The 12897-nt window shown below is 45.5% G+C and carries 12 protein-coding genes; 11 read left to right on the top strand and 1 reads right to left on the bottom strand.

The window, feature by feature from the left end; all coding sequences use genetic code 11:
* Positions 1 to 169 precede the first annotated feature (169 nt).
* The 6 genes from GPK60_RS06810 (at position 170) to GPK60_RS06785 (ending at position 5732) form a co-directional block, all read left to right on the top strand.
* Positions 170 to 1507, top strand: a complete 1338-nt coding sequence (locus GPK60_RS06810) for an MATE family efflux transporter (protein WP_215659128.1) — start codon at positions 170 to 172, stop codon at positions 1505 to 1507.
* A gap of 15 nt (positions 1508 to 1522) precedes the next feature.
* Positions 1523 to 1765: a hypothetical protein gene (locus GPK60_RS06805; protein WP_215659130.1), complete on the top strand. Its 243-nt coding sequence runs from the start codon at positions 1523 to 1525 to the stop codon at positions 1763 to 1765.
* Between the two features lie 388 nt (positions 1766 to 2153).
* Positions 2154 to 2657 carry a DUF308 domain-containing protein gene (locus GPK60_RS06800; RefSeq protein ID WP_022118668.1) on the top strand — a complete coding sequence of 168 codons (504 nt, stop codon included), beginning with the start codon at positions 2154 to 2156 and terminating at the stop codon, positions 2655 to 2657.
* A gap of 91 nt (positions 2658 to 2748) precedes the next feature.
* Entirely contained in the window at positions 2749 to 4065 is a 1317-nt protein-coding gene (locus tag GPK60_RS06795) for a PLP-dependent aminotransferase family protein (RefSeq protein ID WP_215659127.1), read from the top strand.
* A gap of 91 nt (positions 4066 to 4156) precedes the next feature.
* Positions 4157 to 5068, top strand: coding sequence for a hypothetical protein (locus GPK60_RS06790; protein WP_215659126.1), 912 nt, complete (start codon positions 4157 to 4159; stop codon positions 5066 to 5068).
* 163 nt (positions 5069 to 5231) lie between these two features.
* Complete coding sequence (locus tag GPK60_RS06785) at positions 5232 to 5732, top strand: nucleoside recognition domain-containing protein (RefSeq protein WP_330591371.1); 501 nt, start codon at positions 5232 to 5234, stop codon at positions 5730 to 5732.
* Here GPK60_RS06785 and GPK60_RS06780 read toward each other — a convergent pair.
* Entirely contained in the window at positions 5721 to 7274 is a 1554-nt protein-coding gene (locus GPK60_RS06780) for an ABC-F family ATP-binding cassette domain-containing protein (RefSeq protein ID WP_173896822.1), read from the bottom strand. The genes GPK60_RS06785 and GPK60_RS06780 overlap by 12 nt on opposite strands.
* Before the next feature lie 296 nt (positions 7275 to 7570).
* Between GPK60_RS06780 and nth the strand changes: the two genes are divergently transcribed.
* From nth to GPK60_RS06755, 5 genes are all read left to right on the top strand, one after another.
* On the top strand, positions 7571 to 8206 hold the full coding sequence (gene nth / locus GPK60_RS06775; protein ID WP_022118175.1) for an endonuclease III: 636 nt from the start codon (positions 7571 to 7573) through the stop codon (positions 8204 to 8206).
* Positions 8207 to 8209: 3 nt separating this feature from the next.
* On the top strand, positions 8210 to 9592 hold the full coding sequence (locus tag GPK60_RS06770; RefSeq protein ID WP_252191318.1) for an MATE family efflux transporter: 1383 nt from the start codon (positions 8210 to 8212) through the stop codon (positions 9590 to 9592).
* Between the two features lie 113 nt (positions 9593 to 9705).
* Positions 9706 to 10830 carry a PsbP-related protein gene (locus tag GPK60_RS06765; protein ID WP_022118177.1) on the top strand — a complete coding sequence of 375 codons (1125 nt, stop codon included), beginning with the start codon at positions 9706 to 9708 and terminating at the stop codon, positions 10828 to 10830.
* Between the two features lie 30 nt (positions 10831 to 10860).
* On the top strand, positions 10861 to 11346 hold the full coding sequence (locus tag GPK60_RS06760) for a hypothetical protein (RefSeq protein WP_022118178.1): 486 nt from the start codon (positions 10861 to 10863) through the stop codon (positions 11344 to 11346).
* 83 nt (positions 11347 to 11429) lie between these two features.
* A complete protein-coding gene (locus GPK60_RS06755; RefSeq protein WP_215659125.1) occupies positions 11430 to 12818 on the top strand; it encodes a hypothetical protein in 1389 nt (462 codons plus the stop codon).
* The last annotated feature ends 79 nt before the right edge of the window (positions 12819 to 12897 follow it).

Here is a 12897-nt window from a genome sequence, read left to right as displayed (position 1 = left end):
AAAATGGGGTGGCTCCGTTAGTCCGGACAGGTGGCTCTCGCCACACCGGACTGGCGGCTCTGCCGCACCGTAATATTCATATATGGATAATTCCTGATGAAAATCTTTGTTAAACCATGTATAATAGGATTTGTGGATAATAAAAAATAAAAATGGATGAGGAATGAAAATGGAGGGAAATTTAACAAAAGATCCTATTCTAAAAACGCTGACGAAACTTGCGGTTCCGATCATGGCGTCATCGTTTCTGGGGACTTTGTACAATATCACGGACATGGCCTGGATTGGTCTGCTTGGTTCGAAGGCAGTTGCGGGTGTAGGTGTTGGAGGTATGTTTACCTGGCTTTCGCAGGGACTTGCAGCTATGGCTAGAATGGGTGGACAGGTGCATGTGGCACAGTGTATCGGACGTGGAGACAGAGAAAAGGCACACGGATTTGCACAGGCGGCAGTACAGCTTGCTGCATTTATGGGAATGGCATATGGAATTCTTTCGCTGCTTTTTACCAGACAGATGGTAGGATTTTTTCAGCTTGCAGATGCACAGGCTCATGCGGCGGCAATGTCATATACGAAGATTGCCTGTGGGCTGATCGTATTTTCTTTTATGACGCTGACACTGACTGGACTTTATACGGCACAGGGAGATTCAAAGACACCTTTTATAGCGAATCTTGTCGGCCTGGCCACAAATATGGTCCTGGATCCTGTGTTGATTCTTGGAGTGGGGATGTTTCCGAAGCTTGGTGTTGTCGGAGCTGCAATTGCGACAGTGACAGCACAGGCGATTGTTATGAGTATCATGATAGTCGGAATTGTCATACAAAAGAAAGAAAATGTACTAAAAGGAACTAGGCTTTTGGCAAAAATCCCGCGGAAATATCTGCAGGGAATCTGTAAGATCGGAATTCCGACAGCAATACAGGGAATGGCATATTGTGCAATCTCCATGGTGCTGACACGTATGATCTCCGGGTATGGTGCAGAAGCTGTTGCAACGCAGAGAGTCGGAGGTCAGATTGAATCGATATCATGGAATACTGCAGACGGTTTTGCAGCGGCATTAAATGCCTTTATCGCACAGAACTATGGTGCGGGCAAAAATGACCGTGTCAAAAAAGGATATAAGGCTTCTTTGTGGACGGTTGGTATCTGGGGACTGTTGATCTCAGCTGTATTTATATGCATTCCGGAACCGATTGCCAGAATCTTTTTTTATGAACCCAAAGCAATCGCAACATCAGTTGAATATCTGATCATCATAGGTTTCAGTGAAGCTTTTATGTGTGTGGAACTGACGACAGTCGGTGCATTATCAGGGCTCGGCAGAACCCGACTTTGCAGTATCATCAGTATAGCTTTTACCAGTGCAAGAATTCCGCTGTCGATCATTCTTGGAGGTATTATGGGTCTGGATGGAATATGGTGGGCTATTTCTTCAACCTCCATTGTAAAGGGAATTATTTTTACCTGTACATTTTTATGGATCACAAGAAAACGACGGTAAACTTTCAAAAACAATGTGTGTAATACAGAACAGCAGAAAGAAAAGATTGCGGAATGGATGTTTCAGGCAATCAGAGAGTATTATATGAAAAAATGCACTTTTCCGAATGACAAACATCTGGAAGAAGTAGTGGAGAGCAGGTGTTTTGTAATGACAGCTAAAGTGTATGTAGATGTCCTGGCGGTATTCAGCCGGGAAGGAGAATTGATCCCTACAGCGTTTGTCTGGGAAGATGGACGTAAGTATAGTTCCGCTTAAGAGACGACGGTCAAACCAGGAGCTTTTGGCAATGTGCAAACGAACGGTATCTTTTTTTGCAGTATTGATGCCGTCGTTAAATCCATCGGCAACAGCAGCCTCATATTCTGCTTTTCTGAGTTTTCGTTCTTCCTCTTCTTTGTCGTATTCGAATATACTCATCGAGATCACCTCCGATTTATTTGCACGAAGAAATTCAGAAAGATATGCTTGAAAATAATATTAACGCATAACTCTCATTATTTTAATATATTTTTGAAATATAATTAAAGTCAACATAAACAATAAGAACCTAGACAAATCTTCCAAATGGTACATTGTATCCGGCTTCGCTTCGTGGTAGACTGTTTTCATAGTGATTTTTATGAAAAAGGGAAGGAGTGTTTTTATGGGAAGTAAGATAAAAGCAATACAGATTCTTCAGGCAGCAGGCTATATCCTTCTGGGACTGTTTCTGGTGCTGAAGCCTGATACCAGTGTGCGGGCGATCTGTTATGGCTGCGGCGTGATTGCGGCGGCATACGGACTTCTGCATGTGCTCCAGTGCCGGAAAGGTAAGGCAAAGGGCGAACTGATCCTCGGTGTGATCTTTATTGCACTTGGCGTGTTCTGTCTGATCACGCCGCAGACGGTGGTATCGTTTTTGCCGTTTTTGCTTGGCGTGGTACTGATGCTGGACGGTATCAGCAAAATCCAGAGAGCACTGGATCTGCGTGTGTTGGATGCAATCGGCTGGGGCAAGCTTCTGACGATCGGGATTCTTTTGATGATCGTTGGTGTGGCTTTGCTTTTCAACCCATTCGGGGCTGTGAAGATGACGATGGTATTCTTCGGAGCCTGCCTGCTGATCGACGGGGCACTGGATTTGTTATTTTTGCTTATCGTTTTGTAAGATGTCAGGGTAAAAAGGTTCAAAAGTCGGTTTTTTCTTGTAAGAAAAGACATTTAACTTTGACATTTTTGAAATTCCAGGAGTGTGATCTATGAAACCGGAACTTGACAATCAGTCTGTTCACCGCTATATGCGGGTATATAATTATTACAAACAGCTTATTCTGTCGCAACAGCTTGCACCTGGAAGCAGGCTGCCGTCGATCCGGCGGTGTGCGGCAGAATTGCAGATGAGCCGGACAACGGTGGAGACGGCATACATGGTGCTTGCGGCAGATGGCTATATTATTTCCAGGCCGCAGAGCGGATTTTATGTGACGGACATCGGCAGGACGCGAAAAACGGCAGAATTTCAGAAAAGTGCCGATCAAAAAGAAAAGAATCCGGTGCTTTACAATTTTGCGTCTGCAAGTGTTGACAGAGAAACCTTCCGGTTTGAACTGTGGAGGCGGTATATCAAAAGTGCACTGCGTCAGGATGAGCGTCTGCTCTCTTATGGAGAACCGCAGGGAGAATACGATCTGCGGGAGGTTCTGTGCAGATATTTGCAAAACAACCGAAATGTGGTTTGTACGCCGGAACATATTGTGATCGGAGCGGGTGTTCAGAGCCTGCTTCACATTCTGTGTCCATTGATTGAGGGACGTAAAAAAATTGCGTTTTATAATCCGGGATTTCGGCAGGGGCGTGCCGTTTTTGAGGATCATGGTTTTGAACTGTGCGATCGAAAACAGGAGCAGCCGGATGTCTGCTATGTGTCACCTTCGCAGGCGACTGCCTGGGGCGATGTTCTTTCGGTCGGAGAGCGGATGAAGATACTGCGTGAAGCATCTGAAAAAAATATTTTGTTGATCGAGGATGACTACAACAGTGAATTCTGTTATTATCATCATCCATCGCCGTCCATTCAGGGTCTGGCGGGCGGAAACGGAGTCATTTATCTCGGAACATTTTCCAGGCTTTTGCTGCCGTCGATCCGCTTAAGTTTTATGGTGCTTCCTCCGGATCTTCTGGAAAAATATCAGAGACGCAGAGATTTTTATAATCAGACGGCATCCAAAACGGAACAGATCGCATTGTGTCAGTTTATCCGGGATGGTCATCTGGAAAGTCAGATTCGCAAATCCAGGAAACACTATTTGGCGAAAACAAAAATTTTGTGCAGTGAAGCGAAAAGGATTTTTGTAGAAGAGGCAAAAGTTACGGCCGGGGAGACCGGATTTGTAAGCCTTCTGGAAATTTTCGGAGCAGGAAATCTGCGGGAAGTTCTGTACAGAGCAGAAGAAAAAGGTTTTGCTTTTTTATCTGCGGATGAAAGTGAGCAAGGGATCCGTCTTGCTCTTTCCTGTGCAGCAGTTCCGGTGGAGAAGTTTTCAGAGGCGTTACAGCTGCTGAAGCAGTGTTTCTGAATTTTGCAATGAGATTTAAAAATGCTTTCGATGGAAATACCGTTTCGCATGCAGATGTGGTGATGCGAAAACATTATGAAAGGAAAAGAAAATGGCGAGACAAAAGAATAAAATATTGATGTTTTTGTTTTCTCTGATCCCGGGAGCAGGACAGATGTATATGGGATTTATGAAGCAGGGATTGTCTTTAATGACAATCTTTGCAACGTTATGTGCAGTGGGTATCTGGCTGGATATCAAGCCGCTGCTTTTCTTTGCACCGATCATTCTGCTGTACAGCTTTTTCGATGCAACCAACAAGAATTCGATGGACGCAGAAGCGTTTAAAAAATTGGAGGATCATTATCTCTGGGGCGATGACTGGATGGACTGGAGCGAAGGCTTAAAGGACAGCATCAGCAGACGGGATGGTAAAAAGGCCATGGGAACGGTTCTGTATATCGTGGCGGCGTGCATGATCTGGAGTGTTGTCAAATATTTTGCGGACATCATCTACGGGCCGACCAGTCTGCCGGGTGCTGTGATCGCAAAGATTCCGGTTGCTGTTGTTGCTGTATTTGTTTTATGGGCAGGCCGCAAACTGATGAAGAGTGCTTCTGATGAAGAAAAAAGATTCTATCGTGGAATGCCGTATCCGTATGCACAGAGCATGGGGATCCATATGAACGGTGAGCGTATGCCAAATCCATGGGAGCGTGTGTGGAGTGATCCGCAGAGAATGCAGCATCCGGAGCAGGAGCCGGTCAGAGAAACGGTTGTGGAAGAAGCTGCAGCTGCACAGGAAACCGCAGAAAAAGCAAAAGTAGAACTTCGCAAAGAAAACGAAACAAAAAAGGTTGTGAAACCACAGGAAGAAAAAGCGGAGACTGCACAGGAAAATGAGACACAGACAGGCACAGAGGAAACCGATGTGGTCGAAGAAGTGGCAGAAGTTGAAAAAGAAAGAGAAATCAAAGAAACGCTTGAAACCATGGAAGTGGAAGCTGCTGTGGAAAAATCCTGAAGCATGTTTTTGTGTTTCTGGCAGCAGAGATGAGCAAGTAGCGGAGCGGATTGTGAATGTCCGCTTTACCTGAATAGTTACAAAAATCCCTTCATAAGATACAGTAAACGGACGGACTTATGGAGGGATTTTTCTGTCATTTCTGCTCTTTTTGTCGATGTATATGATACCGTTTGTTCTGCTTTACGTTGTCGGTTATGCCTTTCTGAAAAAGAGAGATGCATACGGTGATTTTGTGCGTGGTGCCGGGGAAGGAATCCACACGGCATTTGCGATCCTGCCGACACTTGTCGGGCTGATGACAGCCGTAGGGATCCTGCGGGCATCGGGTTTCCTTAAATGGCTCTCGGATATCCTTGGCAGGCTTTTTGCCGGAATCGGATTTCCGGTGCAGCTTGTGCCGCTTGCAGTGGTGCGTCTGTTTTCCGCCAGTGCGGCGACCGGATTTCTTCTGGATATTTTTAAAGAATTCGGGCCGGATTCCAAGATCGGAATCATCGCATCACTGATGCTCAGCTGCACGGAAACGGTATTTTATACGATGAGCGTTTATTTTATGGCAGCAAAAGTGACAAAAACACGGTATACGCTGGCAGGTGCACTGCTTTCTGTTTTTGCCGGGATTGCCGCCAGCTTTTTCCTTGGAAATTTTCTACAGCTTTAAGGACCATTCCTGGCAGTTCCAGACGGTTGTCACGATATCCTGATAGAATTCCGGCTCATGGCAGATCAGCAGAATACTTCCCTTATATTCCTGAAGAGCTTTTTTCAGTTCTGCTTTTGCGTCAACATCGAGGTGGTTGGTCGGCTCGTCCAGCAGCAGAATATTGCTCTCGCGGTTCAAAATCTTGCAGAGACGTACTTTTGCCTGCTCGCCGCCGCTCAGTACACGCACCTGACTCTCGATGTGTTTGGTGGTCAGACCGCATTTTGCCAGCATGGAACGGATCTCGTACTGTGTCATTGCCGGAAATTCGCTCCAGATCTCTTCGATACAGGTCGAAGTGTTCTGCGTATCGGACTCCTGCTCAAAATAACCGATATGCTGATAATCGCCAAGATGCACTTCGCCGGAATATGGTTTGATCAGCTGCAGAATGCTTTTCAGAAGCGTGGTCTTACCGATACCGTTTGCACCGGTCAGGGCAATGCGTTCGCCGCGTTCCATGCGGATATTTAACGGTTTTGTCAGCGGTTCGTCGTAACCGATCACCAGATCGTTTGTCTCGAAGATCATCTTTCCGGAAGTACGGGCCGTTTTAAAGTGAAACTCCGGCTTTGGTTTTTCACGATCCAGTTCGATGATGTCCATTTTGTCCAGTTTTTTCTGGCGTGCCATCGCCATATTCCTTGTAGCGACGCGGGCTTTGTTGCGGGCAACGAAATCCTTGAGGTCGCTGATCTCCTGCTGCTGGCGGTTGTAGGCAGCCTCAAGCTGGGCTTTCTTCATGGCGTAGACTTCCTGGAATTTATCGTAATCGCCCGGATAGCGGTCAAGTCTGCAGTTTTCCATATGATAGATCAGGTTGATGACGCTGTTCAGGAACGGAATATCATGGGAGATCAGAATAAAGGCATTTTCATAATCCTGGAGATAGCGTTTCAGCCATTCAATGTGCTGCTCATCCAGATAGTTGGTCGGCTCGTCCAGAAGCAGGATGTCTGGTTTTTCCAGCAGAAGCTTTGCCATCAGTACACGGGTACGCTGTCCGCCGGAGAGGTCGGTTACATCACGGTCAAGCCCAAGCTCTTCCAGACCGAGTGCACGGGCAATCTCGTCTACTTTTGTGTCGATCATATAGAAATCGTGCTGCTCTAAAAGCTCCTGATATGTGCCGGTCTCGGCGAGCAGACGTTCCATTTCTTCCGGTGTGGCATCGCCCATCTGTTCATACATACGGTTCATTTCCGCTTCCATTGCAAATAAAAACTGAAAAGCAGAACGCAGGACATCACCGATCGTCATGCCCTTTTCCAGGACAGAATGCTGATCCAGATAGCCGACACGGACATTTTTTGCCCATTCGACCGTTCCCTCATCCGGTGTCAGTTTTCCGGTGATGATATTCATAAACGTGGACTTGCCTTCTCCGTTTGCACCGATCAGGCCGATATGTTCGCCTTTGAGGAGACGAAAAGAAACATTGTCGAAAATCGCACGGTCACCAAAACCATGCGTCAGATTTTTTACATTTAAGATCATAATTACTCCTGTCAAATTTTGTGAAGTTATGAAAGTTATGAGATGCCATATGAATTGTTTCGTACTTCGTACTTTCACAATTCTTTCTACGCTCCGCTTCGGTCGGGGCGGGTTTCAAGGTCTTTCATCCACTTATGAGCAAGCTCATGTGGATTTAGATCTTTTGATCCTGGCATCTTATTATCTTACCATAAAAGAAAGGGGTTGCACAATCGAAAAAAAAGGAATATCCTTACTGCGATTCTTGTGATAAAATAACGGGTACAAAAAGATTTTTGAAAATATATAAGGAGGAGCATATGACAAAAAAACAGCTTGCGCTGGAAGTGATCGAGCGTTTAAAGAAGGAATATCCTCTGGCAGACTGTACGCTTGATTATGATGCGGCATGGAAACTGCTGGTCAGTGTCCGGCTTGCGGCACAGTGTACGGATGCCAGGGTAAATGTTGTGGTTCAGGATCTCTATGCGAAATATCCGGATGTAGATGCTCTTGCGGAAGCGACACCGGAAGAGATCGAGGCGATCGTAAGGCCATGCGGTCTTGGAAAAAGCAAGGCACGTGATATCAGTGCATGCATGAAAATGCTGCGTGATGAGTACGACGGCAAAGTGCCGTGTGATTTTGATGCGATTTTAAAGCTTCCGGGCGTGGGAAGAAAGAGTGCAAACCTGATCATGGGCGATGTTTTCAAAAAGCCTGCGATCGTCACGGATACGCACTGCATTCGTCTGACAAACCGTATCGGTCTGGTAGATGGGATCAAAGATCCGAAAAAAGTCGAAATGGCACTTTGGAAGATCATTCCACCGGAAGAAGGTAGTGATTTCTGCCACAGACTCGTTTATCATGGCAGAGAGGTCTGTACAGCGAGAACAAAGCCTTACTGTGACAGATGCTGCCTGGCGGATATCTGTGCAAAAAATGGAATTTAAAATATGGAGGTAATTAAGGAAATGAGAAACGCGGAAACAGATCTGACAGAAGGTACACCTTGGAAGATTATCATGCGATTTTCGATTCCATTGTTTTTTACGTTTTTACTGCAGCAGTTTTATAACATGGTAGATACGATCGTTGTAGGTCAGTTCCTTGGAAAAGATGCACTGGCGGGCGTTGGTTCTACCGGGGCGATCAATTTTATGATCATCGGATTCTGTATGGGACTTGCCAATGGTTTTGTCATTCCGGTCGCACAGCGTTACGGGGCAAAAGATTATAAAGATATGAGAAGGTTTGTGGCAAACAGCATCTGGCTGACTGTTTTTTTTGCGGCGATCATGAGCATCACAGTCTGTATTTTATGCCGCAGCGTGCTGATCGCCATGAAGACACCGGCAGATATCCTGGATCTTGCATATGATTATATTTTTATCATTTTTGCAGGGATACCGATCACACTTGCCTACAATCTCCTGACCGGGATCATCCGTTCTCTTGGGGATTCCAAATCGCCGCTGATCTTTCTGCTGATGGCAGCAGTGGCAAATATCGGATTTGATATCCTGTCAGTAACGGTTTTGAAACTCGGCGTTCGTGGACCGGCTTTTGCGACACTGCTTGCACAGGCATTTTCCGTGGTACTGTCTCTGTGGTGTATAAAGACAAAGTTCCCGATCCTGAAAATGGAGCCGGGAGAATGGAAATTGCATGGCAAACACATCGGTATCCTCTGTAAAATGGGTATTCCGATGGGACTTCAGTATTCGATCACAGCGATCGGCAGTGTCGTGCTTCAGACCGGTATCAATACACTTGGTTCGGCAGCCGTTGCCTCGGTTTCGGCGGCATCGAAGCTTTCGATGTTCCTGGCGTGTCCGTTTGATGCGATCGGTTCGGCCATGGCAACTTACACCGGACAGAATGTCGGGGCAGGCAAGATCGAGCGTATCGGTCAGGGATTAAAGGCATCCGTTCTGATCGGTATCACATACTCGATCCTGATTTTCCTGGTCATGCTTTTTTCTGCAAAATACTGGATGCTTCTGTTCATAAATGCATCCGAAACGGAGATCATACATAATGCAGTGCTGTTTATTCTTGCAAACAGCGGATTTTACATTGCACTTGTTTTTGTCAATGCGGTTCGCTTTACCATTCAGGGAGCGGGATTCAGCGGTCTGGCAATCCTTGCAGGTGTCATGGAAATGATCGCAAGAGCCATTATCGGCGTGATCATGGTTCCGTATCTGGGATTCGCAAGCGTATGTTTTGCCAGTCCTCTGGCATGGATCATGGCAGATTGTTTCCTAATTCCGGCGTACTGTCATGTGATCCGAAAGCTGAAACAGAGAAGGGCACAGGGTGTGCCAAATATGTAGATTTTGTTAAGAAGTGTTAAGAAAAGTTGACATTAACCGCATCTTCATTGTACAATGAAAAAGGGAGTGGACTTGAAACACACTGAAAATCAGAGAGAAAAGGGGGATTTTTCATGTATAATAAAAAGAAAATTGCGACATTATTGGTAATCGGAATGGCCGCAATGTTTATGATGAACGGCTGCCAGAAAAAGGCATCTGAGACGGAGACGACGAAACAGACGACAGCTCAGAGCGAAAGTACTGCACAGACCGAAGCAGCCACAACATATACTTCAGAGAGCAATTCATTTTCTTTTGATCTTCCGGATTCTGCATGGGTGGCGACAAAGGAAGGCATTGAGAATAAATGGGCATTTATGAAAGAAGGCGTCGGCACGATCCGGATCACGCACAAAAAGTCAAAGATCAAGGAGAAGAATCTGCCGCAGTCTCAGGAAGATGCGATTGCTCTTTTAAACGATATCCAGGAGAATGCATTTTCTCAGGTAGAATATAAAAAAGACAGCACCAATGGTACAGAGCTTTATTATTATGCTGCATCCACGCAGGACGCAGATCTTGGTTACGTTTATCTGATCAAGTATCTGATCAATACGGACACCGAGAGTTATACGATCACGGCAAAACTGACATCCAGTGACAGTACGGTGCAGCAGGCAGTGAAAAGTGCCGTTACCAGCTTCAAAGTTTTAAATGATGACAGTAAAAAGACAGATTCTGGTGCAAACTCCGGATCTTCGGCAGACGGCAGTACATCTTCGGATAATGCCGGTAACAGTTCTGATCCGGAAAATACAGGTGATACTGCTTCAGACAATACTTCCGGTGAAAGTACAGGCGATTCTTCCGGTGCATCGACCGATGAGGAATACCGCTATTTCTTTGATGCAAACGGAAATACGATCTACGCTTATCCGTCTGAGGACGGCACCTGGCGTGATGATAACGGAACTTCTTATATTTTCCTAGAAAACGGCGTAGAAGATTCCAACGGCACACAGTATTATTATGATCCGCCTCAGGGAACAACAGGTTCCGGATCAGAGTCGGATTCTTTGACAGGTTCCGGCAATTCTTCAGATAATGGCATGGTCATTGGTTTCTATGATATCAATGGAAACTATCAGACAGCGACACAGGATGCAAACGGAAACTGGATCGGCAGTGATGGAAAAACCTACACTTTCGATGAAAAAGGGGCAACAGACAGCGACGGCAATTTCAGCAAATGGTAAAACAGGATATAAAGGAGTGTAAATATTATTATGAAAAATAAGGCATTACATTTTATGGCAGCAGCAGTCCTCTCATCGGCTCTTCTGATGACAGGATGCGGCAGCCACAGTGGGGATACGAACAGCAGCACAAAACAGACCCAGGATCAGACACAGCGGGGAGCAGGTCAGGATTCTGCCCAGACTTCAGCCGCAGAGGATCAGAATCAGGCATCGGATGACCAGAATCAGAGCCAGGATACGCAGACACCGGAAACACATCCGGATCTGGAGACAAGAGTGGAAACAGAGGTAGTGCAGCAGCCGGAAACACAGGCACCGGATACCGAGAATAACATCGATAATCCGGCAGCCGATAATGGTGAAGGCGATAGCAATGGCTTCTATGATGATGGCGGAACCTGGATCACCGTTCACAAAAACAGCCAGGGACAGTGGGTTGATGAAAGCGGTATGACCTACCAGTTTGGCGATGATGGCGTAACCGATCAGAATGGCGTTTTCTATCCATATTAAACCGGTTTTTGATTGACATTATATCTGCGAAAGCGTAGAATATGGAAGTCAAAGAAGGTAACAACCAGAATGGAGGAGTATAGATGAAAATGAGATCAAAAATCGTAACTTGTCTGGTACTCGCTCTGTCCATTTCCTGTCTGGCTACCGGCTGTAAAAAGAAAGCACAGGAAACTGAGACGAGCAGCGAAACGATTCGTGTTACAGAGAAACAGACAGAGAGCGAAACAGCAAAGAAAGCTACAAATACATCCACAACATTTAAATCAAAAGATGGCAGTATTTCTATCAAACTTCCGGATGACACCTGGACAATGAAAAAAGAAGGCACAAAAGAATGGACCTTTGAGTCACCGAACCAGGGAACGATCACGATCGTACATTATTCCGGAGATGAGACGAACGGACTTGTTTTTCCGTCCTCTGAAGAAGAAGTACTGAATAATCTGGAGAAAGCCGGAAAATCCAAAACCGATTATGCAGTTGTAGAATACAAGAAAAATACCATGGGTTCCTACGAGGCATATCACACAACCATCAAATGTAAGAGTACAAACAGTAAGTATGCGTACTCGGTAGCGTATAACCTGGTAGGAGATGAGGATATTTATTCGGTCAACGGTCAGGTTATGCAGGATGATGCAACGGCAATGGAAGCGATCCGTACTTCTGTGGAGAGTCTGAAACTGCTGAAAACATCGAGCACAACAACATCTGAGACTAAAAAGAATAATACAACATCTTCCGAGTCGAACAGTACAACACAGTCCGAGTCCGGAAGCACAGCTTCTACCGATGGCAATTTTGATTCCAACCAGAACGGTCAGTATGTTTATGACAGCAACGGCAACGCAGTTTATATCTATCAGGACAGCGACGGAAACTGGGTAGACAGCAGCGGAGCGATTTATTATTTTAATGCAAACGGTATCACAAACAGCAACGGTGCAAGCTTTACCTACAATCCGCAGGATGGAAACAGCAACAATAATAACAACAACAACGGCGGAAATGACAATAACGGCGGTGATAACAACAATAACAACGGCGGAGCTACTCAGACCAGCAGTTTCTATGACAATCAGGGAAATCTGATCACAGTTTATAAAAACAGCAACGGAAACTGGGTAGATGGAAACGGCATTGTTTACACCTTTGGTCAGTATGGTGTAACCGATAATTACGGCAATTATTATCCATATAGCAACAGCGGAAATAATAACGGCAACAGCGGAAATAATAACGGCAACAACGGAAATAATAACGGCAACAACGGAAATAATGGCAACAATGGAAATAATGGAAACAATGGCAATACCGGCGGCAGCACCAACGGTTTTTATGATGACCAGGGCAATTATATTTCCGTGACACAGGATGCAAACGGAAACTGGGTAGACAGCGGCGGAATGCAGTATACATTCGGTAACGATGGCGTAACCGATGCAAACGGAAACTTCTATCCATACTAAAAACAGAAAAGTGCAGAGACGCACATCATGTAATCATGCAGAATATACAAAGGACAGCAGAGAAAATCTGTTGTCCTTT

It is taken from the genome of Ruminococcus sp. MCC718 (genome assembly GCF_018783905.1).
GTDB lineage: Bacteria > Bacillota > Clostridia > Lachnospirales > Lachnospiraceae > Hominisplanchenecus > Hominisplanchenecus faecis.
This window is presented reverse-complemented; position numbering and strand designations above follow the sequence as displayed.

Excerpts from the sequence above, each read along its gene's own strand:
- GPK60_RS06810 (WP_215659128.1), top strand. The coding sequence starts at position 170 with ATGGAGGGAAATTTAACAAAAGATCCTATTCTAAAAACGCTGACGAAA.
- nth (WP_022118175.1), top strand. The coding sequence starts at position 7,571 with ATGACAAAAAAACAGCTTGCGCTGGAAGTGATCGAGCGTTTAAAGAAG.
- GPK60_RS06795 (WP_215659127.1), top strand. The coding sequence starts at position 2,749 with ATGAAACCGGAACTTGACAATCAGTCTGTTCACCGCTATATGCGGGTA.
- GPK60_RS06770 (WP_252191318.1), top strand. The coding sequence starts at position 8,210 with ATGGAGGTAATTAAGGAAATGAGAAACGCGGAAACAGATCTGACAGAA.
- GPK60_RS06790 (WP_215659126.1), top strand. The coding sequence starts at position 4,157 with ATGGCGAGACAAAAGAATAAAATATTGATGTTTTTGTTTTCTCTGATC.
- GPK60_RS06755 (WP_215659125.1), top strand. The coding sequence starts at position 11,430 with ATGAAAATGAGATCAAAAATCGTAACTTGTCTGGTACTCGCTCTGTCC.
- GPK60_RS06785 (WP_330591371.1), top strand. The coding sequence starts at position 5,232 with ATGATACCGTTTGTTCTGCTTTACGTTGTCGGTTATGCCTTTCTGAAA.
- GPK60_RS06765 (WP_022118177.1), top strand. The coding sequence starts at position 9,706 with ATGTATAATAAAAAGAAAATTGCGACATTATTGGTAATCGGAATGGCC.
- GPK60_RS06800 (WP_022118668.1), top strand. The coding sequence starts at position 2,154 with ATGGGAAGTAAGATAAAAGCAATACAGATTCTTCAGGCAGCAGGCTAT.
- GPK60_RS06760 (WP_022118178.1), top strand. The coding sequence starts at position 10,861 with ATGAAAAATAAGGCATTACATTTTATGGCAGCAGCAGTCCTCTCATCG.